Source organism: Pseudomonas orientalis (assembly GCF_022807995.1).
GTDB classification, from domain to species: domain Bacteria; phylum Pseudomonadota; class Gammaproteobacteria; order Pseudomonadales; family Pseudomonadaceae; genus Aquipseudomonas; species Aquipseudomonas orientalis_B.
Genome location: NZ_CP094351.1, coordinates 2,229,683 through 2,255,499 on the forward strand (window position 1 = coordinate 2,229,683; position 25,817 = coordinate 2,255,499).

Consider the following 25,817-nt stretch of genomic DNA (forward strand, 5'->3'; position numbering starts at 1 on the left):
CTTAACGCATCACAAAGGGATCAGGCATGGGCGCCTGGGACAGGTTGATCCACACCGTCTTCAGCTCGGTGTAGGCCAGCACCGAATCGATACCGCTTTCGCGTCCGTAGCCGCTGTTCTTGAAGCCGCCGATGGGCGCCATGGCCGAGACGGCGCGGTAGGTGTTGACCCAGATAATCCCCGAGCGCACGTCCCGGGCCAGTCGATGGGCGCGGCCCAGGTCGCGGGTCCAGATGCCGGCGGCGAGGCCGAACTGAGAGTCGTTGGCGATTGCCAGCGCTTGGGCTTCGTCCTTGAAACGGATCACCGAAGCCACCGGGCCGAACACTTCTTCCTGCATGATTTTCATCGAGTTGGCGTCGCACTCGAACAAGGTTGGCTCGTAGAACCAGCCTGCACCGAGGTGCTGCGGGCGCTTGCCACCGGTGCGCAGGCGCGCGCCTTCGGCGATGGCATCCGCCACCAGGCCTTCGACCACGGCCAGTTGCTGGGCGGTGGCCATGGGGCCCATTTCGCTGGCATCCTCCAGGGGGTTGCCGATGCGGATGCGCTGGGCACGTGCCACCAGGCGCTCGACGAACTCGTCGTAGATTTCATCCTGCACCAGCAGGCGCGAACCGGACACGCAGCTCTGGCCGGACGCCGCATAGATCCCGGCAATCGCACCGTTGATGGCGCTGTCGAGGTCGGCGTCGGCAAAAATGATATTCGGTGACTTGCCGCCCAGCTCCAGCGACAGCTTGGCGAAGTTCTCCGCGCTGCTGCGCACCACATGCCGTGCGGTGGCCGCGCCGCCGGTGAAGGCGATCTTGCGCACCAGCGGGTGGCGGGTGAGGGCGGCGCCGGTGCTCGGGCCGTAGCCGGTCACCACGTTGACCACGCCCGGCGGAATCCCGGCTTCGAGGGCCAGGCGCGCCAGTTCCAGAATGGTTGCCGAGGCGTGTTCCGAGGGTTTGATCACGATGGTATTGCCCGCCGCGAGGGCTGGCGCGAGCTTGATCGCGGTCAGGTACAGTGGGCTGTTCCACGGAATGATTGCGGCCACCACGCCCATGGCTTCGTGCACGGTGTAGGCGAACAGGTCCGGCTTGTCCAGCGGCAGGGTACCGCCTTCGAGCTTGTCGGCCAGGCCTGCGGTGTAGTGGAAGAACTCCGGCAGGTAGCTGACCTGGCCGCGGGTCTCGCGGATCAGCTTGCCGTTGTCGCGGCTTTCCAGCTGCGCCAGTTGTTCGGTGTTCTCGGCGATCAAATCGCCCAGGCGGCGCAGCAATTTGCCTCGCGCCGTGGCGCTGAGGCCGCGCCAGGCCGGGCTTTCGAAAGCGGTTTGCGCGGCCTGCACGGCGCGGTCCACGTCGGCTTCATCGGCATCGGGCAACTGCGCCCAGGGTTCGGCCAGGGCCGGGTTGAGGCTGTCGAAGGTCTTGCCGGACAGGGCATCGACCCATTCACCGCCGATGCACATCTGGAAGCGTGCGAGTGTCATGCAACGATCCCCTTTATTGGAGTGTTTTGGGCGTACACATTGGCCAGGAATTCCCGCAGCAGGCTATTGACCAGGCGCGGTGATTCCACCGGCATCATATGCCGTTGCTCGGCCAGCACCGCAACCGTGGCGCCGGGAATGCGGTCGGCCAGTTGCCGGGCCATTTCCGGTGTTGAGCCTGGGTCCAGTTCGCCGGTGGCGACCAGGGTGGGCACGCGCAGCCCCTTGAGGTCATCGGCGCGGTACATGTCCTGGGTCGCGAACAGCTCGTAGGTGGTGAGGTAGCCCTGGGGGTCATTGCCTGCCAGGGTCTGGCGCAGCGCGGCGATCTGCGCCGGGTTGGCCGCCTGGTATTCAGGGCTGAACCAGCGCGACAGCGCCGCTTGCGCATTCGCATCCGGCCCGTGCTCGGCGGCCTGGGCCGTGCGTGCGATGACGCCGGCACGCTGCTCGGGGCTGCGGTTGAACACACTGTTGAGCACCACCAGGCTTTTGAGACGGTCGGGGTAATGCAGGGCGAACGCCCGTGCAACCAGGCCGCCCATGGAAAACCCGATCACCGTGGCCTGGGGCAGTTGCAGGTGGTCGAGCAGCTCGAGCAACTGGTCCGCATAGCCGAGCAACGGCGTGCCGGCGGCCGGGCGCGGGCTGGCGCCATGGCCGAGCATGTCATAGCTGATCACGTGGTAGTTCGTGGCCAGGCCAACGACTTGCCCGCCCCACATTTCTTTGTTCAGGCCCACGCCGTGGATCAAAACCACAGGCTGGCCTTGGCCGGTCGCCAGATAACTGGTGCCGGCCGGGGTGCGTTCAGCGGTGAGCCGAATCATGGAGCGCTCCTGCATGCTTTTTGTCATGGCCGGTGTTGCTTACTGGGCTTGTTCAGCCGCCAGCTCTTCCAGGTCGATGTAACGGTTGCCGATCCGTGGGTGCAGGCGACCGCCATCGGCGCAGCCCAGCACGACGACGATTTCGTCAGCGCGCGGCGCGTCTTCGATCTGCATTTCCAGGGTGATGTAGTGCGAGCGCAGGCCTTCGTCGTCCTTGTGCATCATCGGAATCTGGATCGAGGTGCCCGGGCCGCCGCGCTTGTTGGTGAAGCTCAGGTAGCTCTTGGCCTTGACCGCTTCACGGTAGTGGTTGCCGAAGCGCAGGGTATGGATGATCGCGCTCGCGTGTTCGATCTCGCCATCGGCGCCCACCACAGCGGCTTTGCCGTAGGCCTCGATGTTTTCGGCGCCACCGATGATGGCTACCAGACGCTCGACCATGAGTGCGCCGAGGTCGGAGCAGTTGGCGCGGATCTCCGGCTTCAGGTCTTCGACGAAACCACGGCCCAGCCAGGGGTTTTTCAGCACCACCGCCAGGCCGACCATTTTCACCGGCGTGTCGGAAGCTTTGCCGCCCTCGATGAAGGTCTCTTCTACATAACTGACGATCTTGCGGATTTCGAAACTCATGGGCTGCTCCGTCTAAGTGAGGGTCTGCGTATGATGGTATACCATAATACGAGAAGCGCAATAGCTGTAGGAGCGAGCTTGCTCGCGAAAAACTCACAGGCACCGCGTTCATTCAGGAAGCACGCGTGATCGTTGAAGTTTTTCGCGAGCAAGCTCGCTCCTACAGTTGATCGCTGGCAGTGCTTGAGAGGGGAAGGGGTACAGCGATCAGGCGGTGAAGAACTCACCGCCTGCTTGGGGAGGGATAGTCAGTACTTGAAGCGGCCCACCAGGCCCTTGAGCTGGCCGGAAATATCCGTCAACCGACCTGAGCCGGTTTGCGCCGTATGGGCAAACTCTTCGACCAGTTGCGCATCGGCATGGATCTGCGCGATGTGCCGGTTGATCTCTTCGGCCACCTGGTGCTGTTCTTCGGCGGCCGTGGCGATCTGAGTGTTCTGGTCGCGGATCGAGTCCACCGAGCCACGGATCTTTTCGAAGCTGTCGCGGGCCTGCTGGATGCGCTCCACGCTGGTGTGCGACACCAGCAAACTGCCTTGCATCTGCTGGGTGACCTCCTGGGTGCGGCGGGCAAGATTGCCCAGCAGGCTGTCGATCTCGCCGGTGGAGTCGGCGGTGCGTCGGGCCAGCGCGCGGACCTCGTCGGCCACCACGGCGAAACCGCGGCCCTGGTCGCCGGCGCGGGCGGCTTCGATCGCGGCGTTGAGTGCCAGCAAGTTGGTCTGTTCGGCAATCGAACGGATGGTGTCGAGGATGGTGTTGATGTTCTGGCTGTCCTGCTCCAGCAACTGCATGGTCTGGGTCGACTTCTGCAGGTCTTCGCTGAGCTTGAGCACGCTGCCGGTGGCTTCACCGATGTGCTGCTGGCCGTTGTGTACGTCGCGATAGCCCTCGTCGGCACTCACCGCCGCGGCGCTGCAGGAGCGGGCCACTTCATTGGCGGTAGCCACCATCTCGTTGAAGGCGGTGCTCACCAGCTCCACGGCTTCGCGCTGGCGACCGGCGGCCTGGTTCATGTTACTGGCCACTTCGCTGGTGTCGGCGGCGGCGGTTTGCAGGTCCGAGGACGCGTTGCCGATGCGCTGCACCAATTGCGCAATCATGCCCAGGAACTGGTTGAACCAGCCGGCGAGGATGGCGGTTTCGTCCTTGCCCTGCACCTTGAGCTGACGCGTGAGGTCGCCTTCACCTTCGGCGATTTCCTGCAGGCCATCGGCCACGCCGCGAATCGGGCGCACAATCACGCGGGCGAAACTGGCGCCGACAATGGCGAACACCACGGCCAATACGGCGGCGATGGCCGCGATCAACCAGGTCAGACGGGTGGCGCCGGCCATCACTTCATCGCGCTTGATCAGCCCGATAAAGCGCCAGCCCAGGTCTTTGGAGCTGACCACGTTGGCCATATAGGCCACGCCGTCGATGTCGACCTGGGTCACGCCGTCGCCGCCCTTGGCCAGTTCGGCGTAGTTCGGGCCCAGGTCGGCCAGGGGCTTGAAGTTGTGCTTGGCATCGCTGGGGTCCACCAGCACGTTGCCGTTGCCTTCCACCAGCATCAGGTAGCCGCTGTCGCCAAGCTTGATGGTGCGCACCAGCTCAGTCAGTTGCTTGAGTGACACGTCCAGCCCGACCACGCCGAGAATGTTGCCGGTGGCATCGGCGACGGTGCGCACGGTGCCGATCAGCACCACGTCGTCCGGGGCCCAGTAGTAGGCCCCGGTGCGCACGGTCTTGCCCGGCGCGGCGACGGCGGCCTGGTACCAGGGGCGCACACGCGGGTCGTAGTTGTTCAGTTTGGTGTCGTCCGGCCAACTGGCGTAGCCGCCATCGCGCAGGCCCAGGGACAGGTAGGCGGTGCTGGGATGGCTTTTGGCGAACTGGTCGAAAATCGCCAGCAGTTCGGTATTGGTCGGTGTGAGCGGGATTTGCGCCGCGTCCGCGCCGGCGTAGCTTTTCAGGTCCTTGGCCGCGATAACACGCGGGTCCTTGGCCACGTACTCGACGTTCTGGCTGATACCGTCGAAAAACTGCTTCATGCCATTGTCGATCTGGCGGATCTCGCGACCGCTGCTGTCGAGAAAGTTGGCGAGGGCACCTTCGCGCACGTTCAGCACCACGATAACGGCGACCAGGATGACCGGCACGCACGCGATGGCCGCAAACGCCCATGTCAGCTTCTGCTTGATATTCATGACTTCACCCGCGGGTATTTATAGTTTTGGCAAGGGGAAACGGTCGTGCTAAGCGTCGCATGCATTGTTATGGGGCCGAGGCCATGCGTACCCTCGGTTTATCGACCGAGGGCGCCGGCACTTGAGGTGACGGGCGGGGACTCAGCCGATTTGATCGCCGGCCAGGGCGTCGCGGCGCATCGACTGCAGGTTTTTCTCGATGGTTTCGCAGATCGCTTCCATTTGGATCTGATGCTCGCTGGAGCGAAACGGGCTTTGCAGGTCGGTGCCGATACGTTCGATGGCCAGCAGCATGAAGCCCACCACCGTTGAGGCCAGCGGGGTGAACCAGCCGAGGGATTCCACCAGGCCCACGGGGACGATCAGGCAGAACAGCGAAATGAACAGCCGTGGGAAATACACGTAGGGGTAGGGCAGCGGTGTGTTGGCGATGCGCTCCATGCCGCCCTGGGCATTGGACAGGTCCACCAGCGTCGACTCCAGCCGCGCCAGGCGGATGCTGTCCAGATGACCGGCCTTGTATTCCCGGGCGAGCAATGCGGCCGAGCCGGTGAGAATATCGTTGGCAAAGTTGTTGGTGGCGCCATTGCGCGCGAATTCCTCATCAGGGATGAACGCGCGCACTTCCTCCGGGCACGGCTCGCCCTTCAGGTGCGCGGCCAGGCAGTTCACGTAGGCCACATGCCGGCGCAGCAGGGTGGATTTGATCGGGTTCACTTCGCTGTCAGGGTCGTCCAGCAGGGTCAGCACCTGGCGCGCGAAGCTGCGCGAGTTGTTGACCATCGAGCCCCATAAGGTGCGCGCTTCCCACCAGCGGTTATAGGCGCTGCTGTTACGAAAGCTGATCAGCACCACCAGCGCCGAACCCAGCAAGGTCAGCGGCATCAGCGGCAGGTTGATCTTGGTGTTGAGGAACAGCATGAAATCCACCGTGACGGCGATATCCCACAACAATAGCCAGAACAGGGCCCAGCCCACATAGCCCATGGTCTTGATGATCAGGCGATATTTCTTGAGAAGGGCAGCTTTCAAACGAGAACCTCGCGGCGTGCGGTTGGCGACATTGCCAGCTTACGACGCCGGTGACGGGTGAAGGTTCGCCTGTCGAGACCCGGTTGGCTGTTTTAGTCAATGCAAGGCGCAACGCCAATGTTGATGTAACAGGAAGTGTCCCTGAACTGCCGATGCCAGGGGCTGCCGAGAAACTGGAACAACTTTGGTACTGATGACGTCTTGCGCGGCAATCGCTGTACATTGCGTTCGAGGCAAAAAGCCATTAACCGCAGGGTTTACCACGTGATTTGTTTTGGGGCCGGGCTGCAGGGATTTCGTAGCTGAGATCAGGAATCAAGTTGGATGATCAGGGCTCTTTCATGCATGTCAGTTCGTTGAAGTCGGCTATGTGTAATACCGCGCAAGCGCTCGAACGTCACAAGGATTTTGAAGCGTGCTTGAGGGCGCATTACCACGTGCTGCTCGTGCCTTATTCCAGACGACCGTTTTTCTATAAGAGTGCACTTAAATACAGCCGTTTGATGGTGTCGTTTGCATTATTGAGTGAGTACTTCGCCACTCCGTTACCGTTGTTGTCCGAAGTTAAAACCCTGTGCGTAACGCGCAGGTACTGTTCAAAAAACAGCCTGGAGTCAATGTTTCTGTTATTACGCGCGCTGGGCTTCATGGAGGTGGCGCCGCACCCGGAAGACAGTCGTTTCCGGGTCTATGCGCCTTCGGATGAAGCCTGCCGTGAAGCACGCCTGATGTTGACCTCGCTCACCGAATCGTTGGCGCGGCTGTACCCTGACCGGGCGATCTTCCGGCAAATGCGCGAGTTGGATGATCGCGGCTTCCTGGCCCTCTACTTCAAGGGCTTTGCCATCATTCTCGATGCCGATCTGACGGTCGATGTATTGCTGCCCGAATGTTATTGGCTGGTGAAAAGAGACGCCGGGCACCTGTTGATGCTGGCCATTTATAACGATGCCTTTGCCCCGGAAAATGATCGGGCAACGTTCAGGTCGTCGTCCTATCTGGCATTGGCCAAGCAACTTTCGGTGTCCAAGACCCACATTATCCGAATGGTCCAGGAGGGCGTGGAAAAGGGCTATTTCAAAGCGCACTCCAAGACCCGCCTGGAAGTGCTGCCGCCCTTCGTCAGTCTGGTAAAGCGGTTCATGGCCTTTTCATTTGCGGTGGGCCTGCATGCTATTGAAATGGGAGCGTAAGGATGCCGGCTCACTTGAAGTTAAGACCCAGGATGCGCAGGTTGCTGTCGCCTGCGGTCACGCAAGCCGAATGGATAGGCATCATTGCCTGGACAGGTATCGGTTGGATGCAGGCCACGCTGTTCGACATGTCCATGTTGAGTATCACCCTCGGCCTGTTGCTTGTTTGCCGTGTTCATTCGTTGACGACAAACTTTCTGCTGTGGCGGTTGCTCGGGGTGGCTTATATCGTGCTGCTGTCCGTAGGCTTTGCCTATGTCATTCACTTGAATCCGCAATTGCGCATCTATGGCTTGCCCTTGGCCGTTATCCTGGTGGTCGGCAGCGCGATTCTGTTTATCAGTGTCCAGGATTATCTGGTCGGCGCGCTGTCGGTGTGGCTCATTCTGTGGTCGCCCATGCAGGCCGGGCTGTATGCAGCAACCCAGAGTTATCTGTTGATATTTTGTGCCTCGTCGGTGTCGATCGGTTTTATCCTCAGTTACTCGTACTTGAAGAACCTGCGTTCGGTGTTGCTGGTGGAAAGCGAGTTTCGCGCCTTGGCCGAAACCGATTATCTGACCTCCATTCTCAACCGGCGCGCGTTCATGCAAAGCTTCGAACGGTTGCTCGCCAGCGGCCAGGGGGGCTACTTCATCATGCTCGACATCGACAGCTTCAAGGCCATGAACGACCGGTATGGCCACGATGTGGGCGACAAAATTCTGCGCGCGATGGCGCTCTGCCTGAAAAACGCCAAAGGCAGCTACAGCTTTGGAAGGATCGGCGGCGAAGAGTTCGGCGTGCTGTTGCAGGGCGATGACCCGGCGCTTGCCTGCGAGTTTGTGCTGGATTTGCTGCAGGCGATCCGTTGCAGCGTCGCGGCGCCGCACAACTATACGTGCAGTGCCGGCATGGCGCGCTTTGCTTCAGGTGACGAGCTGTCGGCGGTGCTCAAGATCGCGGACAAGAACCTGTATGGCGCCAAGCGCAATGGCAAGGACTGTGTGCACCTGGACGGCGCGCCGCTGCGGCCCGTCGCGGCCTGAAGCGCAGCCCGTGTTGTTCAGCGCTGGGCCAGCACACTGGCCAGCAAGCCGGGGAAGCGCTCCTCGAGCTCGTCGCGCCGCAATGAGTTCATATGGGTAGTGCCCACGTTGCGTGTGTTCACAAGGCCCGCGTCGCGCAAGACCCTGAAGTGGTGGGACATGCTGGATTTGGGCCGCCCACCGTCCAGTTCGCCACAGCTGGCTTCGGGCACGCCGGCCAGGCAGCGCACGATGTCCAGGCGCACGGGATCGCTGAGGGCGTAGAGCAGACGCTCCAGCGTGAGTTCTTGCAGGGTAGGGTGTTTGAAGGCGCGCATGGGGCGAATCATAACAGGGGGGTATCGCTGAATACCATAGTTCGATTACCATCGAACTATCGAATCACACACCCTTCCCATGGAGTCTCTGATGTCCGCGTTATTCGAACCGTTCAAACTAAAAGACGTTACCCTGCGCAATCGCATTGCCATTCCGCCGATGTGCCAATACATGGCCGAGGACGGCATGGTCAATGACTGGCACCACGTGCACCTGGCCGGCATGGCCCGTGGCGGGGCCGGCCTGCTGGTGGTCGAGGCCACCGCCGTCGCGCCTGAGGGGCGTATCACCCCAGGCTGCGCCGGTATCTGGAGCGATGCCCATGCCCAGGCGTTCGTGCCGATGGTCAAGGCCATCAAGGCAGCGGGCTCCGTACCGGGTATCCAGATTGCCCACGCCGGTCGCAAAGCCAGCGCCAACCGCCCATGGGAAGGTGACGACCACATTCCTGCGTCCGATGCCCGTAGCTGGGAAACCATCGCGCCGTCGGCAATCGCGTTCGGCGCGAATCTGCCCAACGTGCCGCGTGCCATGACCCTGGACGATATCGCCCGCGTGCAGCAGGATTTCGTCGACGCCGCCCGTCGCGCCCGTGATGCCGGGTTTGAGTGGATTGAGCTGCACTTCGCCCACGGCTACCTGGGCCAGAGCTTTTTCTCCGAACACTCCAACCAGCGTACCGACGCCTACGGTGGCAGCTTCGACAACCGCAGCCGCTTCCTGCTGGAAACCCTGGCCGCCGTGCGTGAAGTCTGGCCGGAAAACCTGCCGCTTACCGCACGCTTCGGCGTAATCGAATACGACGGCCGGGATGAGCAGACCCTCACCGAGTCCATCGAACTGGCCCGCCGCTTCAAGGCCGGTGGCCTGGACCTGCTGAGTGTCAGCGTCGGGTTCACCATTCCCGACACCAACATCCCGTGGGGCCCGGCGTTCATGGGCCCGATTGCCGAGCGTGTACGCCGCGAGGCGGGCATCCCGGTGACGTCGGCGTGGGGCTTTGGTACGCCGCAACTGGCCGAAGGCGCGCTGCAGGCCGGGCACCTTGACCTGGTGTCGGTGGGTCGCGCGCATCTGGCGGATCCGCATTGGGCGTACTTTGCGGCCAAGGAACTGGGCGTGGAAAAGTCGTCCTGGACCCTGCCGGCGCCTTACGCGCACTGGTTGGAACGCTATCGCTGAGGCAAGCAGAGAGCGTTTTTGCGCATATCCAAATGTGGGAGGGGGCTTGCCCCGATAGCAGTGGGTCAGTCTCAATATTTTTGACTGATACACCGCCATCGGGGGCAAGCCCCCTCCCACATTTTGTTTTTCATCCATCAGACAATCCGCGCCACGCCGTACAAAGCTGATACACGAAAAACAACAAATGAGAAACGATATCAAACGAGAACTGTTTGATATATGATGCGCGGCGAATTCTTGGCAGGTTTGCCGCCCCATCTGGCTCATTCACTAGGTTCAACATCCATGCGTCGTACCCTGATTTCCATCTGTGTGCTGCAGGCGTTTTCGCCGTTCAGTTGGGCAGATAGTGCCCCCACTGAAAAAACCAGTCTTGAGTTGCAAGCGACCACTGTGACCGGCACGGCGGATTTCGAGACGGCTCAGGGACCGGTCAAGGGCTACCACGCCACACGTTCAGCCAGTGCGACGCGTACCGATACATCCATCCATGAAACACCGCAGTCCATCACCGTGGTCTCCAAAGACGTGGTCGAGGACATTGGTGCGACGCGTCTGCAAGATGCGCTCGATTACGCGGGCGGGGTGGGTCGGGCGAATAACTTCGGCGGCCAGGGCCTCACCAGTTTCACCGTGCGCGGCTTTACCACTGCAGAGTTCTATCGCAATGGCTTCCCCGTGAACCGCGGCTACCCGGCCATGCCCGACGCCAACACGATCGAACGTCTTGAAGTGTTGCGTGGCCCGGCGACCATGCTCTACGGCCGGGGCGATCCCGGCGGCACCTTCAACGTGGTGTCCAAGCAGCCGTTGGCCGAGCGTACGGTCACACTGGGCAGCCAACTGGATGATCAAGGCATGAAGCGCGGCACTCTGGATGCTTCCGGCCCGCTGGATGAAGACGGCCGCCTGGCCTATCGCCTGAATGTGGTGGGCGAGGGCGGCGATACGTTCCGCGACCATGTCTCCACCGAACGCTACGGCGTGGCCCCGGTGCTGACCTGGCAAGCCACCGATGAGACCAAGGTGATCTTCGAAGGCGACTTCATACGCAACAACCACCCGCTGGATCGCGGCCTGACCCGCTTTGCCAACCAGCGCGGCACGCCGTCGCGCGACACCTTCTGGGGTGAAAAATACGCCGGTGATCTGCACAACGATAACAACACGGCGCAGTTGCGCTTTGAGCATCTGCTCAACGACAACTGGACCCTGGGCGGTGGTTTCCAGTGGCTGGACGGCACGATGAAGGGCAATGGCGTGGAGGCCAATAACGCAAGCAGCCTGGGGGCTGACGGCCGCACCCTGCAGCGCAACTTCAACTACCGCAAGCTGGAGTGGACCGACAAGGACTATCAGCTCAACCTGACCGGGCACTTCGCCACTGGCGGTTTCGAGCACACCTTGTTGACTGGCATCGAATACGAGGATTACGACTACAAGTCGATCATCCAACGTTCCAGCGCTGCTTTCCCGATCGATATCTTCAACCCGGTCTACGGCCAGCCACGTCCGGCGCTGACCCGCACGCCGACCCACGATAAAGAGAACCTCAAAACCTATGCGGTCTTCGTCCAGGACCAGGTCGCGCTGACCGAACGATTGAAAGTCCTCGCCGGCGCACGCCTTGAGCGTTTCGAGCACCAGTACGAATCCTACGTGGCGGGCGTTAAACCGTGGAACGCGGCCGACAATGCGGTCACCCCGCGCGTCGGCGTGATGTATGACCTGATCGACACCGTCGCGATCTACGCCGATGCCGCGCGCTCCTTCAAGCCGAACACCGGTGCCAGCCGTCAAGGTGGCGGGTTCGAACCGGAGAAGGGCAAGTCCTACGAGATGGGTGTGAAATGGGAAGCGCTGGATAAACAGCTGAGCGTCGACGCGGCGATCTACCAGATCGAAAAGAAGAACGTCCAGGGTGTCGACCCGCTCGACTCTGCCTTCAATGTGGCGACCGGTCAGGTGCGCAGCCGTGGTTTCGACCTGAACGTGGCCGGTAACCTCACGCCTGAATGGCGGATGATCGGCGGCTATGCCTACGTGGACGCCGCCGTTACCAAGGACACGACGGTCCGTACCGGAACGCGTCTGGCCAACATCCCGCGCAATAGCTTCAGCCTGCTCAACGTGTATGAGTTCCAGGATGGCGCACTCAAGGGCCTGGGCCTTGGCGCCGGTGGCAAATACGTGGCTGATCGTGCCGGGCAGACCACCAACTCCACCTTCACCATGGACGCTTACACGGTGGTCGACCTGCTCGGTTACTACAAGGTCAACGAGAACGTGCGGCTCAACCTGGATGTGAAGAACCTGTTCAACCGTGAATACGAGGAGGGCTCGTTCCAGAACTTCTATGCCTACCCGGGCGAGCCGCGCACGGTGCAGGTCGGAATCGCCTACACCCTCTGACGCTGTACACAATGCAAATGTGGGAGGGGGCTTGCCCCCGATAGCGGTGGGTCAGTCAGATTATCGGGTACTGATGCACCGCCATCGGGGGCAAGCCCCCTCCCACATTGGACCCCATTTACATCCTGGGGACGCTACAACGGCGTCAACACATTCATCACCGTATCCAGCGCCACCCGCGTGTCATCCAGTTGCACCAGCGAAGCATGCCGCGCGCCCAGTGCATCACGGTTTTTTATCGCAGTGAGAATCGCCTTGTGCCGCGGCAGGCTCAGGCCCTGGATGTCCGGGCGGCGGTTGGTGATGTTGATCGATTCGCGCAACGGCAGCGAGAGCATGTTGCACATGTAGGCGAGCAGGTCGTTGCGGGTGGCGTCGGCAATCGCGCGGTGAAAGTCCAGGTCGGCCTGCAACAGCTCGTCGTGGGTCTTGGCGGTTTCCATGCCCTGGTAGGCGTGTTCGATGGTGGCGATGTCTTCATCGGTGGCGGTGGTCGCGGCCATGGCGGCGATTTCCGGTTCGAGAATGCGCCGCACCCCGGCCAGGGTATTGAAGAATTCACTGTGGGGCGTGGACTGCATCAACCAGGACAGCACGTCTGGGTCGAGCAGGTGCCATTTCAGGCGTGGCCGCACCACGGCGCCCACCCTGGGCTTGGAATACACCAGTCCCTTGGCGCTGAGCACCCGCGTCGCCTCGCGCAGCACCGAACGGCTGACCTTGTATTCCTCGCACAGCGTGGCTTCCATGGGCAGTCTTTCTTCCGGCTTGAAGCGACCGGAAACGATGTGCATGCCCAAGTCCTGAACGATCTGGGCATGCATGCTCTTGCGCGGCTTGGGCGGCTGGTGATCCATAACGACGGGCAGGCTCTGGCTTAGATTCGCCGCATCATAGCATCCCAATTAGTGGGAATGCCGTGGGACTTCGGCGCCACGGCAGCCCACCAGGAAGTCAAAGTCGCAGCCCTGGTCGGCTTGCAGCACATGGTCGATGTACAGCTGGCGATAGCCGCCGACGATGAGTTTTTCGGTGGGCGCCAGGTCCGCCATGCGCGCCGCCAGCTCTGCGTCGGGGATGTCCAGGTGCAGGCGGCCGTTGGCGCAGTCGAGTTCGATCCAGTCACCTTCCTTCACCGCTGCCAGCGGCCCGCCGGCAGCGGCTTCCGGTGCCACATGCAGCACCACCGTGCCGTAAGCGGTGCCGCTCATGCGCGCATCGGAAATGCGCACCATGTCCGTCACGCCCTGGGCCAGCAGCTTGGCCGGCAGGCCCATGTTGCCGACTTCGGCCATGCCTGGGTAACCCTTGGGCCCGCAGTTTTTCATGACCAGGATCGAGTTGGCGTCCACGTCCAGTTCCGGGTCGTTGATGCGTGCCTTGTACATGTCGAAGTTTTCGAACACCACCGCGCGGCCACGGTGCTGCATCAACTCGGCGCTGGCGGCCGATGGCTTGAGCACCGCACCCAGCGGCGCCAGGTTGCCGCGCAGCACGCAGATGCCGCCGTCGGCGCGGATCGGGTTATCGAGGGTGCGGATCACTTCGTCCTGGCCGTAGATCGGCGAGTCCTTGGTGTTCTCGCCCAACGACTTGCCGTTGACGGTCAATGCATTCGGGTGCGGGATCAGGTTGGCTTCACCGAGACGACGCAGCACGGCGGGCAGGCCACCGGCGTAGTAGAACTCCTCCATCAGGAAGCGCCCCGACGGCTGCAAGTCGACGATGGTCGGCATGCCGCGCCCGATGCGGGTCCAGTCGTCCAGGTCGAGCTCGACGCCGATGCGCCCGGCGATGGCTTTCAGGTGAATCACTGCGTTGGTCGAACCGCCAATGGCCGCGTTCACGCGGATCGCATTTTCGAAGGCTTCCTTGGTGAGAATCTTCGACAGCTTCAAGTCTTCGCGCACCATCTCCACTGCGCGCATGCCCGACATGTGCGCCAGGACATAACGCCGCGCATCCACCGCCGGGATCGCCGCGTTGTGGGGCAGGGACGTACCCAGTGCCTCGGCCATGCAGGCCATGGTCGACGCGGTGCCCATGGTGTTGCAGGTCCCCGCCGAGCGCGACATGCCGCCTTCGGCCGCAAGGAAATCATCCAGGGTAATGGTGCCGGCCTTGACCTGTTCGCTGAGCTGCCACACCACCGTGCCCGAGCCGATGTCCTGGCCCTTGTGCTTGCCGTTGAGCATCGGCCCGCCGGTGACGACGATGGCCGGCACGTCGCAGCTGGCGGCGCCCATCAGCAGCGCCGGGGTGGTTTTGTCGCAGCCGGTCAGCAGCACCACGCCGTCAATCGGGTTGCCGCGAATCGCTTCTTCCACGTCCATGCTCGCCAGGTTGCGGGTGAGCATGGCGGTAGGGCGCAGGTTGGATTCGCCATTGGAGAACACCGGGAATTCCACCGGGAAGCCACCGGCTTCGATCACGCCGCGTTTGACGTGCTCGGCGATCTGGCGGAAATGCGCGTTGCACGGGGTCAGCTCCGACCAGGTGTTGCAGATGCCGATGATCGGCTTGCCATGGAACTGATGGTCGGCAATGCCCTGGTTCTTCATCCAGCTGCGGTACATGAAGCCGTTCTTGTCGGCAGTACCGAACCACTGGGCGGAGCGTAGGCCGGGCTTTTTATCAGACATGATCGATTCTCTTATTGTATGACTATATGTTCTAACCGTAGCTAAACATAAGCGCAAAAACCAAGCTTTGGAAGAGTTGTTTTGTAAATAGTCCTACTATATAGTCTTTCTCAACTGAGGTATGACCCTGGCGGATTTTCGCGAGAGGCGTCCCCCGAGCTTCTATAAAAACAACAATCGGAGATCGACCCCATGAGCCAGGAACTGCGGCTTATTCGGCGCATCACGCTGAAACTGATTCCCTTCCTGATCCTGCTGTACCTGATTGCCTACGTGGACCGCTCCGCCGTGGGCTTCGCCAAGCTGCACATGGGCGCCGACGTCGGCATCGGCGATGCGGCCTATGGCCTGGGCGCCGGGTTGTTCTTCATTGGCTACTTCCTGTTCGAGATTCCCAGCAACCTGATGCTCGACCGCTTCGGCGCGCGGCGCTGGTTTGCGCGCATCATGATCACCTGGGGCACCATTACCATCGGCATGGCCTTTGTGCAGGGGCCCCACAGCTTCTATGTGATGCGCTTTCTGCTCGGCGCGGCCGAGGCTGGGTTCTTTCCGGGCGTGCTGTACTACATCACCCAGTGGTTCCCGGTGCGCCATCGCGGCAAGATCCTCGGGCTGTTCATCCTCTCCCAACCCATTGCGATGATGATCACCGGCCCGGTGTCCGGCGGGCTGCTGGGTATGGATGGCATCCTCGGCCTGCACGGCTGGCAGTGGCTGTTTATCGTGATCGGCACCCCGGCGATCCTGCTCACGTGGCCGGTGCTGCGCTACCTGCCGGACGGCCCCAAACAGGTCAAGTGGATGAGCGAGGAAGAAAAGGCCTGGCTCACGGGTGAGTTGAACAAAGACCTGCAAGCCTACGGCCAGACCCGCCACGGCAACCCGCTGCATGCGTTGAAAGACAAGCGCGTGTTGCTGCTGGCGCTGTTCTACCTGCCGGTGACCTTGAGCATCTATGGCCTGGGCCTGTGGCTGCCGACGCTGATCAAGCAGTTCGGCGGCAGCGACCTCACCACCGGCTTCATCTCCGCCGTGCCCTACATGTTCGGCATCATCGGTTTGTTGATCATCCCGCGCAGTTCCGACCGCTTGAACGACCGTTATGGCCACCTCGCCGTGCTCTATGTGCTGGGCGCCATCGGCCTGTTCTCAAGCGCCTGGCTGAGTGCGCCGGTGCTGCAGATGGCCGCGCTGTGCCTGGCGGCATTCGCGCTGTTTTCCTGCACGGCGGTGTTCTGGACTTTGCCGGGACGCTTCTTCGCCGGCGCCAGTGCGGCGGCCGGTATCGCGTTGATCAATTCGGTGGGCAACCTGGGCGGCTATATCGGCCCGTTTGTGATCGGTGCGCTCAAGGAATACACCGGCAACCTGGCGTCGGGCTTGTACTTTCTGTCTGCGGTGATGGTGTTCGGGCTGGTGTTGACCGGCGTGGTCTACCGCGTGCTGGAGCGCAAGCATGTACTGCCTGTCGACCAATTCGCCGCCAGTGCCCGTGGCGCTACACGACCTTAATCTGGGAGAACATTCATGCGTTTAGTTCAGTTCGAGTCAAGCAATGGCGAACGCCGTGTCGGCGTCGTCGAGGGCAGCCAACTGCGTGAGGTGCGCACGGCGCGCAGTGTGCGCGAGTTGGCCCTGGCCGCCATCGAAGCGGGCGTGGGCCTGGAACAGCAGGTGAACAGCCTCGGCCTGGGCGACGGCCACGACTACGCACGCCTGCTGGCCGACCTGAAGGTCCTGCCGCCGCTGGATCACCCGGACCCGGCGCACATGCTGATCAGCGGCACCGGCCTGACCCACCTGGGCAGCGCCTCGGCACGCGACAAGATGCACCAGGCCGGCGATGAGACCGCCTTGACCGACACCATGCGCATCTTCAAATGGGGCGTGGAGGGCGGCAAGCCGGCCGCCGGCCAGGCGGGCGTGCAACCGGAGTGGTTCTACAAGGGCGACGGCAGCACCGTCGTGCGCCCGGGCGCAGCCTTCCCGGTGCCGCCGTTTGCCGAAGATGCCGGTGAAGAGCCGGAAATCGGCGGCCTTTACGTCATCGGCCCGGACAGCAAGCCCTATCGTGTGGGCTTTGCGGTGGGCAACGAATTCTCCGACCACATCATGGAACGCAAGAACTACCTGTACCTGGCCCATTCCAAACTGCGCAGTTGCAGCTATGGCCCGGAAGTGCGCGTGGGCGAGTTGCCCCAGCATTTGTCGGGCACCAGCCGTATCCTGCGCAACGGCGAGGAAATCTGGCGGAACGAATTCCTCAGCGGCGAGGCCAATATGTGCCACAGCCTGGAAAACCTCGAATACCACCACTTCAAATACCGCCAGTTCCTCAAGCCCGGCGATGTGCATATTCACTTCTTCGGCACCGCCACGCTGTCATTTGCCGACGGTATACGTACCCAGGCCGGCGATGTGTTCGAGATCAGCCAGGCTGAGTTCGGTGCACCGCTGGTCAACCGTGTCGGCAGCAGCGATGCGGCATTCGAACCCGGCAACGTCATCACCCTTTAAAGGAGAGCCCCATGACTCAGTTCCTCGGTCACAATTTCATCGGCGGCCAGCGCAGCGCCAACGGCAGCGTCAAGCTGCAGAGCGTCGACGCCACCACAGGCGAGGCCTTGCCTCAGGATTTCTATCAGGCCACCCCGGAGGAAGTCGACGCCGCCGCCCAGGCCGCCGCGCAGGCTTATCCGGCCTACCGTGCCCTGAGTGCCGCGCGCCGCGCGCAGTTCCTGGACGCCATTGCTGATGAGCTGGATGCGCTGAGTGACAACTTCGTCGAGCTGGTATGCCGCGAAACCGCGCTGCCCGCCGCCCGTATCAAAGGCGAGCGCGGGCGCACCAGCGGCCAGATGCGTTTGTTCGCCACCGTGCTGCGTCGCGGTGATTTCTACGGTGCGCGTATCGATAAGGCGCTGCCGGATCGCCAGCCGCTGCCACGTCCGGACCTGCGCCAATATCGCATCGGCCTGGGCCCGGTCGCCGTGTTCGGAGCCAGCAACTTCCCCTTGGCGTTCTCCACAGCCGGTGGCGACACCGCCGCTGCGCTGGCGGCCGGTTGCCCGGTGGTGTTCAAGGCGCACAGCGGTCACATGGCCACGGCCGAACAGGTCTCCAACGCGATCATCCGCGCAGCAGAAGCCACCGAGATGCCCGCCGGTGTATTCAACATGATCTTTGGCGGCGGCGTCGGCGAAGCGCTGGTCAAGCACCCGGCGATCCAGGCGGTGGGCTTTACCGGCTCGCTCAAGGGCGGTCGTGCCCTGTGTGACATGGCGGCAGCGCGCCCGCAACCGATCCCGGTGTTTGCCGAGATGTCGAGCATCAACCCGGTGATTGTATTGCCCCAGGCCCTCACCGCACGGGCTGAAAGCGTGGCCCGCGACCTGACCGCTTCGGTGGTGCAAGGCTGCGGCCAGTTCTGCACCAACCCTGGCCTGGTGATCGGTATCGCTTCGCCCGAATTCAGCGCATTTACCCAGCAGGTGGCGCAACTGATCGGCGAGCAACCGGCGCAAACCATGCTCAACGCCGGCACCCTGGGCAGCTACGGCAAGGGCCTGGAAAAGCTGCTGTCCCACTCCGGGATCGAGCACCTGGCAGGCAGCGCGCAATCGGGCAACCAGGCGCAGCCGCAACTGTTCAAGGCCGATGTACGCCTGTTGATCGATGGCGACGAAGTGCTGCAGGAAGAAGTCTTCGGCCCCACCACGGTGTTTGTCGAAGTCGCCGATCAGGCCCAGCTCAGCGCCGCCTTGCACGGCCTGCACGGGCAGTTGACGGCCACGATCATTGGTGAGCCGGCCGACCTGCAACAGTTCGCCGAGCTGACGCCGCTGCTGGAGCAGAAAGTCGGGCGCATCCTGCTCAACGGTTACCCCACCGGTGTGGAAGTCTGCGATTCGATGGTGCACGGCGGGCCTTATCCGGCCACCTCCGATGCCCGTGGCACCTCGGTCGGCACCTTGGCCATCGATCGTTTCCTGCGCCCGGTGTGCTTCCAGAACTACCCTGACAGCCTGCTGCCCGACGCGCTGAAGAACGCCAACCCGCTGCGTATCCAGCGGCTGGTGGATGGCGCGCCGTCACGCGAATCGCTGTAACGCGCACCCGGGAACAACCACGCTCAAGGAGGCACCATGTCGTTTCACGCTGTCACCGCGCACCGCGCGCAACTGGGGGAGGGCCCGTTCTGGGACGCGCCCACCCAGGCGCTGTACTGGGTCAATATTGCCGGCAAACAGGCGCTGCGCCTGATGGACGGGCAGCTGCAGGTGTGGCAGTTGCCCGAGCATGTCTCGGCGTTCATTCCCTGTGAAAGCGGCGATGCACTGGTGACCTTGAGCAGCGGTGTGTATCGCCTCGACCTGGCCACCGAAGCCTTGACGCTGCTGTGCGTGGCCGACCCGCAAGCGGGCAACCGTGGCAATGAAGCGCGCTGCGATGCCCAGGGCCGACTGTGGCTGGGCACCATGCAGAACAATATCGGCGAGCAGGGTGAAGACCTGCCCATCACGCGACGCTCCGGCGGGCTGTTTCGCATTGATGCCGATGCGACAGTCACGCCGTTGCTCAGCGGCTTGGGCATTCCCAATACCTTGCTGTGGAACGAGGACGGTAGCCAGGTGCACTTCGGCGACAGCATGGATGGCACGCTCTATCAGCACTTGATCCACGCCGATGGTCAGCTTGCACCGTCACAGGTGTGGTTCGGCCCGCACGAACGCGGCGGGCCGGACGGCTCGGCCATGGATGCTGAAGGCTATATCTGGAATGCGCGCTGGGACGGCAGTTGCCTGTTGCGCCTGACGCCTGACGGTCAGGTGGACCGCATCATCGAACTGCCGGTCAGCCGCCCCACCAGTTGCGTGTTCGGTGGTCCCAACCTCACCACTCTTTATATCACCAGCGCCGCCAGCCCTTTGGGTCACCCCTTGGACGGTGCGGTGCTGGCCGTTGAAGTTGATGTACCTGGAAAACCTTGCACTCGCTTTGCCGGATAAACCCTGTAGGAGCGAGCTTGCTCGCGAAAAACCTGAGAGCGCTGCGTTCGCCCTGAATGACCGCGTCAGCGTTGACGTTCTTCGCTAGCAAGCTCGCTCCTACATAAAAACACAAAACAACAACAAGGAGTCACCCGTATGAATCGTCGTCGTGGTTTGCGTTCCCTGTGCTGCGCCGCTGTGGCGGTCTCGGCCATGAGCTTGAGCGGGCTGTTGCTGGCCGCTGAAGAAGTGAAAATCGGTTTCCTGGTCAAGCAGGCCGAGGAACCGTGGTTCCAGACTGAATGGGCCTTTGCCGAGAAAGCCGCCCAGGACAAAGGCTTCAAACTGATCAAGATCGCCGTACCCGACGGCGAGAAAACCCTCTCGGCCATCGACAGCCTGGCCGCCAACGGCGCCAAGGGTTTTGTGATCTGCCCGCCGGACGTGTCCCTGGGCCCGGCCATCGTCGCCAAGGCCAAGCTCAACGATATGAAAGTCATGGCCGTGGATGACCGCTTCGTCGATGCCAAGGGCAATTTCATGGAAGACGTGCCTTACCTGGGCATGGCGGCTTTTGAAGTCGGCCAGAAGCAGGGCGCGGCCATGGCCGCCGAAGCGAAAAAACGCGGCTGGGATTGGAAGGACACCTACGCGGTAGTCAACACCTTCAACGAACTCGACACCGGCAAGAAACGCACCGACGGCTCGATCAAATCCCTGGAAGAAGCCGGCATTCCCAAGGACCACATCCTCACCGCTGCGCTGAAAACCCTCGACGTTCCGGGCAGTATGGATGCCACCAACTCGGCCCTGGTCAAGCTGCCGCGCGGCGCGAAAAACCTGATCATCGGAGGCATGAACGACAACACCGTGCTGGGCGGCGTACGCGCTACCGAAAGCGCTGGTTTTGCGGCGGCCAACGTGATCGGCATCGGCATCAATGGCACCGACGCCATCGGCGAATTGAAGAAACCCAACAGCGGCTTCTTTGGCTCGATGCTGCCCAGCCCGCATATCGAAGGCTACAAAACCGCCGAGATGATGTACGAGTGGATCACCAAGGGCACTGAACCGCCGAAGTACACCGCCATGGACGAAGTAACCCTGATCACTCGCGCCAACTTCCAGGAAGAACTGACCAAGATCGGGCTGTGGAAATGACCGCTGCGGCCCTGCGTTTTGACGGTATCGGCAAAACCTTCCCTGGGGTCAAGGCGCTCGATGGCATCAGCTTCACCGCCCACCCAGGGCAGGTGCATGCCTTGATGGGCGAGAACGGCGCGGGTAAATCGACGCTGCTGAAGATCCTCGGCGGCGCCTATATCCCCAGCAGCGGCACGGTGCAGATCGGCGAGCAGGTCATGGCCTTCAAGAACGCCGCCGACAGCATCGCCAGCGGCGTGGCGGTGATCCACCAGGAGCTGCACCTGGTGCCGGAAATGACCGTGGCCGAGAACCTGTTCCTCGGGCATATGCCGTCACGCTTCGGCGTGGTCAACCGGGGCCTGCTGCGCCAGCAGGCGCTGGCCTGTCTCAAAGGCCTGGCCGATGAAATCGATCCCGAGGAGAAACTCGGCCGCCTGTCCCTGGGCCAGCGTCAATTGGTGGAAATCGCCAAGGCGCTGTCCCGTGGCGCCCATGTGATCGCCTTCGATGAACCGACCAGCAGCCTTTCGGCGCGGGAAATCGACCGCTTGATGGCGATCATCACGCGCCTGCGCGATGAGGGCAAAGTGGTGCTCTACGTGTCCCATCGCATGGAAGAAGTGTTCCGTATCTGCAATGCGGTGACGGTGTTCAAGGATGGCCGCTTCGTGCGCACCTTCGAAGACATGAGCGCGCTGACTCATGACCAGTTGGTGACCTGCATGGTCGGCCGCGATATCCAGGACATCTACGATTATCGCCCGCGCGAGCACGGCGAAGTGGCGCTCAAGGTCGACGGCCTGCTCGGCCCCGGCCTGCGCGAGCCGATCAGTTTCAACGTGCGCAAAGGCGAAATCCTCGGCCTGTTCGGGCTGGTGGGGGCAGGGCGCACGGAGCTGTTCCGGCTGCTCAGTGGCCTGGAGCGTGCCAGTGCCGGCAACCTGGAACTGTGCGGTGAGCCGCTGCAGTTGCGCTCACCGCGCGATGCCATCGCGGCCGGTGTGTTGCTGTGCCCGGAAGACCGCAAGAAGGAGGGCATCATTCCACTGTCCAGCGTCGCCGAGAACATCAACATCAGTGCCCGTGGCGCGCATTCGGCGTTCGGCTGGCTGTTGCGCGATGGCTGGGAGAAGGGCAACGCCGAGCATCAGATCAAGGCGATGAAGGTCAAGACCCCGAACGCGGCCCAGAAGATCATGTACCTCTCAGGCGGCAACCAGCAAAAGGCTATTCTCGGCCGCTGGCTGTCGATGCCGATGAAGGTGCTGCTGCTGGACGAGCCCACGCGCGGCATCGACATCGGCGCCAAGGCCGAGATCTACCAGATCATCCACAACCTCGCGGCGCAAGGCATTGCGGTGATCGTGGTGTCCAGCGACCTGATGGAGGTGATGGGCATTTCCGACCGCATCCTGGTGCTGTGCGAAGGCTCCATGCGCGGTGAACAACTGCGCGCACACGCGACTGAATCCAACCTGCTGCAGCTGGCCTTGCCGCGTAGCCTGGCGAACTGAGAGACGACCATGACCATTCAAGAGAACGCATTACCCCCGGCACGCAAACCCCTCGATCTACGCGCATTGCTCGACAACTGGGCCATGCTGCTGGCGGCGGTGGGCATCTTTGTGCTGTGCGCCTTGCTGATCGACAACTTCCTCTCGCCGCTGAACATGCGCGGGCTGGGCCTGGCGATTTCCACAGTGGGCATTGCCGCGTGCACCATGCTGTTCTGCCTGGCGTCGGGGCATTTCGACTTGTCGGTGGGCTCGGTGATTGCCTGCGCCGGTGTGGTGGCGGCGATTGTGATGCGCGACACCGACAGCGTGATGCTGGGCATCGGCGCGGCGCTGTTGATGGGCCTGATGGTGGGCTTGATCAACGGCATCGTGATTGCCAAGCTGCGGGTCAACGCGTTGATCACCACCTTGGCGACCATGCAGATCGTGCGTGGCCTGGCTTATATCTTTGCCGACGGCAAAGCGGTGGGCGTGTCCCAGGATCAGTTCTTCGTGTTCGGCAACGGCCAGCTGTTCGGCGTGCCGGTGCCGATCCTGATCACCATCGTGTGCTTTCTGTTCTTCGGCTGGTTGCTCAATTACACCACCTACGGGCGCAACACCATGGCCATCGGCGGTAACCCGGAAGCGGCATTGCTGGCCGGCGTGAACGTTGATCGCACCAAGATCCTGATCTTCGCCGTGCACGGTTTGATCGGCGCGTTGGCCGGGGTGATCCTGGCCTCGCGCATGACCTCCGGCCAGCCGATGATCGGCCAGGGCTTCGAGCTGACGGTGATTTCGGCCTGTGTGCTGGGCGGGGTGTCATTGAGTGGCGGTATCGGCATGATCCGCCATGTGATTGCCGGGGTGTTGATCCTGGCGATCATCGAGAACGCGATGAACCTCAAGAACATCGATACCTTCTACCAGTACGTGATCCGCGGCTCGATCCTGCTGCTGGCCGTGGTCATCGACCGCATGAAACAACGCTGATCCCAAGCCATATGAGGATCAAAATGTGGGAGGGGGCTTGCCCCCGATAGCAGTGGGTCAGTTGATGCATCTGTAGCTGACCCACCGCAATCGGGGGCAAGCCCCCTCCCACAGTTTTAATCGGCGCTGAACTTGAAGACGGTGTTCTGGGTGTAGGTCTGCCCCGGGTTCAAGCGGGTCGAGGCAAACGTGGGCTGGTTAGGCGCGTCCGGAAAATGCTGGGTCTCCAGGGTGAACCCGCTCCAATGCTGGTACGCCTTGCCGCCCTTGCCCTTCATCGAACCGTCCAGGAAGTTGCTGGTATAGAACTGCACGCCTGGCTCGCTGGTGTAGAGCTGCAGGCGCCGGCCCGACTCAGGGTCATGCACATCGGCCGCCAGCTGCTTGACGTCACCCTTGGTATCCAAGGCCCAGTTGAAGTCGAACCCGCCCTGTTTCGGTTCGGCAAACTTGAGCTGCGGATGGTCGTCCTTAATGTGCTGGCCGATGGCGGTAGGCTTGAGGAAATCCATCGGCGTGCCCTTGACCGGCGCCAGTTCGCCGGTGGGGATCAGGGTGGCGTTCACCGGGGTGTAATGGCTGGCGTGCAGGGTGGCGACCTGCTTGAGGATGTCGCCATTTCCGGCGCCGGCCAGGTTGAAATAGCTGTGGTTGGTGAGGTTGAGCACGGTCGGTTTGTCGGTGGTGGCCTTGTAGTCGATGTGCAGTTCGTTCTTGTCGTTGAGGCGGTAGGTGACTTCGGTTTTCAGGTTGCCGGGGAAACCCATCTCGCCGTCCTTGGACAGGTAACTGAGCTTCACGCCGACTGAGTCCTTGTCCTTGACCGACTCGGCTTTCCACACCTGCTTGTCGAAGCCCTGGGCGCCGCCATGCAGCGAGTTGGGGCCATCGTTGAGCGGTACCTGGTAGCGTTTGCCATCGAGTTCGAAGGCGCCGCCGGCCAGGCGATTGCCGAAGCGGCCGATGGTCGCGCCGAAAAACGCGGTGCCGGCCTGGTAGCCCTGCACGTCATCGAAGCCGAGTACCACGTCGTCGACCTTGCCGTGTTTGTCCGGCACCTTGAGCGACTGCAGCACACCGCCGTAGGTAATCACCGTGGCTTGCATGCCATGGCTGTTACGCAACACGTATTGTTCGACAGGAGTACCGTCATTGGTTTTGCCAAAGGGTTTGTGTTCGCTGCTCAGGCCGGCGGCCTGAGCGCCGCCGCTGGCGATCAGCATGGACAGTGCCAGGCCGGACAGCAGGTATCGAGGGTGCTTCATGGTCGAACTTCCTTTTGTTGTTTTAGGATTGAATAGTTCTACTAATGTGCGATATTTCGTCACTTGGACAGCGAATTTATAGCCTTTAACGCCGATTTCGTAAAATAAAATAAGACTAATTGATCGAGGCATCACGTTATGAGTACTGAGCACGCCCTGTATCCCGACCTCAAGGGCAAGACCGTAATGATCTCCGGCGGGGCTTCCGGCATCGGCGAATTCATGGTGCGGGCCTTCGCGGCCCAAGGCGCCAAGGTGGCGTTTGTGGACCGCGCACAAAGCCAGGGCGAACGCCTGGCTGCGCTGCTCAATTCCAAGGGGCATACCGTCGAGTTCGAATGCTGCGATATCACCGACGAGATTGGCTACCGCGCCGCGATTGGGCGCTTCGAGCATTCCCTGGGCCCGATCACGGTGCTGGTCAACAACGCCGCGAACGATGTGCGTCATACCCTGGAGGAAATCGACTCGGAGATGTTCGACCGCCTGATTGCGGTCAACCTCAAGCACGCGTTCTTTGCCGCCAAGGCCGTGGTACCGATGATGAAGCATGCCGGTGGCGGCTCGATCATCAACCTGGGCTCCGTCGGCTGGATGATGGCCTCCGCCGGCTACCCGGTGTACGCCGCCAGCAAGGCTGCCGCCCATGGCATGACCCGCGGCCTGGCCCGGGAGCTGGGGCCGCACCACATTCGCGTCAACACGCTGGTGCCGGGCTGGGTGATGACGGAAAAACAATTGGCCATGTGGGTAGACGACGCAGCCCGTGAGCTGATCGCCCGCAGCCAGTGCCTGCCGGGCAGCGTGATGCCGGAGCATATTGCCAATATGGCGCTGTTTTTGGCTTCCGACGCCTCGGCGATGTGTTCGGCGCAGAACTTTATCGTCGATGGTGGCTGGGTGTAGGCCCACGCAACTGTCCAAATGTGGGAGGGGGCAAGCCCCCTCCCACATTTGAATAGCCTTCGGTCAAGC

The 25,817-nt window shown here is 62.0% G+C and carries 20 protein-coding genes and 2 pseudogenes; 12 read left to right on the forward strand and 10 right to left on the reverse strand.

What is annotated here, in order from left to right:
* Window position 1: 1 nt before the first annotated feature.
* From MRY17_RS10015 to MRY17_RS10035, 6 genes and pseudogenes are all read right to left on the reverse strand, one after another.
* The gene (locus MRY17_RS10015; RefSeq protein WP_243353670.1) at window positions 2-1,483 is read right to left on the reverse strand and encodes an aldehyde dehydrogenase; all 1,482 of its coding nucleotides are present in this window, start codon (window positions 1,481-1,483) and stop codon (window positions 2-4) included.
* Entirely contained in the window at window positions 1,480-2,313 is an 834-nt protein-coding gene (locus MRY17_RS10020) for an alpha/beta fold hydrolase (RefSeq protein WP_243353671.1), read from the reverse strand. Before MRY17_RS10020 ends, MRY17_RS10015 begins: the two co-directional genes overlap by 4 nt.
* 39 nt (window positions 2,314-2,352) lie before the next feature.
* A complete protein-coding gene (locus MRY17_RS10025) occupies window positions 2,353-2,943 on the reverse strand; it encodes an amino acid synthesis family protein (protein WP_065883587.1) in 591 nt (196 codons plus the stop codon).
* 248 nt (window positions 2,944-3,191) lie between these two features.
* Window positions 3,192-3,707: pseudogene (locus MRY17_RS26595) on the reverse strand (methyl-accepting chemotaxis protein); the annotation flags it as partial.
* A 345-nt stretch (window positions 3,708-4,052) separates the two neighbouring features.
* Window positions 4,053-5,135: pseudogene (locus tag MRY17_RS26600) on the reverse strand (HAMP domain-containing protein); the annotation flags it as partial.
* A 141-nt stretch (window positions 5,136-5,276) separates the two neighbouring features.
* Window positions 5,277-6,167, reverse strand: coding sequence for a bestrophin family protein (locus tag MRY17_RS10035; protein WP_124426501.1), 891 nt, complete (start codon window positions 6,165-6,167; stop codon window positions 5,277-5,279).
* A gap of 341 nt (window positions 6,168-6,508) precedes the next feature.
* On the opposite strand from MRY17_RS10035, the gene MRY17_RS10040 reads away from it, so the two are divergent.
* On the forward strand, window positions 6,509-7,360 hold the full coding sequence (locus tag MRY17_RS10040; RefSeq protein WP_181285652.1) for a hypothetical protein: 852 nt from the start codon (window positions 6,509-6,511) through the stop codon (window positions 7,358-7,360).
* 2 nt (window positions 7,361-7,362) lie between these two features.
* Window positions 7,363-8,388, forward strand: coding sequence for a GGDEF domain-containing protein (locus MRY17_RS10045; protein WP_243353673.1), 1,026 nt, complete (start codon window positions 7,363-7,365; stop codon window positions 8,386-8,388).
* A gap of 17 nt (window positions 8,389-8,405) precedes the next feature.
* Here the strand turns inward: MRY17_RS10045 and MRY17_RS10050 are convergent, their stop codons facing one another.
* Complete coding sequence (locus MRY17_RS10050; RefSeq protein ID WP_124423259.1) at window positions 8,406-8,705, reverse strand: ArsR/SmtB family transcription factor; 300 nt, start codon at window positions 8,703-8,705, stop codon at window positions 8,406-8,408.
* Between the two features lie 91 nt (window positions 8,706-8,796).
* Between MRY17_RS10050 and MRY17_RS10055 the strand changes: the two genes are divergently transcribed.
* Together MRY17_RS10055 and MRY17_RS10060 are read left to right on the forward strand one after the other, a co-directional pair.
* Window positions 8,797-9,888 (forward strand): NADH:flavin oxidoreductase/NADH oxidase, encoded by a 1,092-nt coding sequence (locus tag MRY17_RS10055; RefSeq protein WP_191956073.1) that lies wholly within the window; start codon window positions 8,797-8,799, stop codon window positions 9,886-9,888.
* A gap of 288 nt (window positions 9,889-10,176) precedes the next feature.
* A complete protein-coding gene (locus MRY17_RS10060) occupies window positions 10,177-12,303 on the forward strand; it encodes a TonB-dependent siderophore receptor (protein WP_243353674.1) in 2,127 nt (708 codons plus the stop codon).
* A 134-nt stretch (window positions 12,304-12,437) separates the two neighbouring features.
* Here MRY17_RS10060 and MRY17_RS10065 read toward each other — a convergent pair whose 3' ends face one another.
* A complete protein-coding gene (locus MRY17_RS10065) occupies window positions 12,438-13,160 on the reverse strand; it encodes a FadR/GntR family transcriptional regulator (protein ID WP_057721977.1) in 723 nt (240 codons plus the stop codon).
* Window positions 13,161-13,208: 48 nt separating this feature from the next.
* Window positions 13,209-14,945 carry an IlvD/Edd family dehydratase gene (locus tag MRY17_RS10070; protein ID WP_057721978.1) on the reverse strand — a complete coding sequence of 579 codons (1,737 nt, stop codon included), beginning with the start codon at window positions 14,943-14,945 and terminating at the stop codon, window positions 13,209-13,211.
* Window positions 14,946-15,137: 192 nt separating this feature from the next.
* Here MRY17_RS10070 and MRY17_RS10075 point away from each other — a divergent pair, with 192 nt between their 5' ends.
* The 7 genes from MRY17_RS10075 to araH all read left to right on the forward strand — a co-directional run bounded on the left by MRY17_RS10075 (window position 15,138) and on the right by araH (window position 23,577).
* Window positions 15,138-16,460, forward strand: coding sequence for an MFS transporter (locus MRY17_RS10075; RefSeq protein WP_191956070.1), 1,323 nt, complete (start codon window positions 15,138-15,140; stop codon window positions 16,458-16,460).
* A gap of 15 nt (window positions 16,461-16,475) precedes the next feature.
* Entirely contained in the window at window positions 16,476-17,465 is a 990-nt protein-coding gene (araD1, locus tag MRY17_RS10080) for an AraD1 family protein (protein ID WP_243353675.1), read from the forward strand.
* A gap of 11 nt (window positions 17,466-17,476) precedes the next feature.
* On the forward strand, window positions 17,477-19,057 hold the full coding sequence (locus MRY17_RS10085) for an aldehyde dehydrogenase (NADP(+)) (protein WP_243353676.1): 1,581 nt from the start codon (window positions 17,477-17,479) through the stop codon (window positions 19,055-19,057).
* A gap of 36 nt (window positions 19,058-19,093) precedes the next feature.
* Window positions 19,094-19,957 (forward strand): SMP-30/gluconolactonase/LRE family protein, encoded by an 864-nt coding sequence (locus tag MRY17_RS10090; protein WP_181285314.1) that lies wholly within the window; start codon window positions 19,094-19,096, stop codon window positions 19,955-19,957.
* A 138-nt stretch (window positions 19,958-20,095) separates the two neighbouring features.
* On the forward strand, window positions 20,096-21,100 hold the full coding sequence (locus tag MRY17_RS10095; protein ID WP_181285315.1) for a substrate-binding domain-containing protein: 1,005 nt from the start codon (window positions 20,096-20,098) through the stop codon (window positions 21,098-21,100).
* Entirely contained in the window at window positions 21,097-22,599 is a 1,503-nt protein-coding gene (araG, locus tag MRY17_RS10100; protein ID WP_243353677.1) for an L-arabinose ABC transporter ATP-binding protein AraG, read from the forward strand. The genes MRY17_RS10095 and araG overlap by 4 nt, the downstream gene beginning before the upstream one ends.
* Window positions 22,600-22,608: 9 nt before the next feature.
* A complete protein-coding gene (gene araH, locus MRY17_RS10105) occupies window positions 22,609-23,577 on the forward strand; it encodes an L-arabinose ABC transporter permease AraH (protein ID WP_124423269.1) in 969 nt (322 codons plus the stop codon).
* 116 nt (window positions 23,578-23,693) lie between these two features.
* Here the strand turns inward: araH and MRY17_RS10110 are convergent, their stop codons facing one another.
* Entirely contained in the window at window positions 23,694-24,842 is a 1,149-nt protein-coding gene (locus MRY17_RS10110) for an aldose epimerase family protein (RefSeq protein ID WP_243353678.1), read from the reverse strand.
* Window positions 24,843-24,980: 138 nt separating this feature from the next.
* Here MRY17_RS10110 and MRY17_RS10115 point away from each other — a divergent pair, with 138 nt between their 5' ends.
* Window positions 24,981-25,748, forward strand: a complete 768-nt coding sequence (locus MRY17_RS10115; protein WP_191953507.1) for an SDR family NAD(P)-dependent oxidoreductase — start codon at window positions 24,981-24,983, stop codon at window positions 25,746-25,748.
* Window positions 25,749-25,817: the final 69 nt, after the last annotated feature.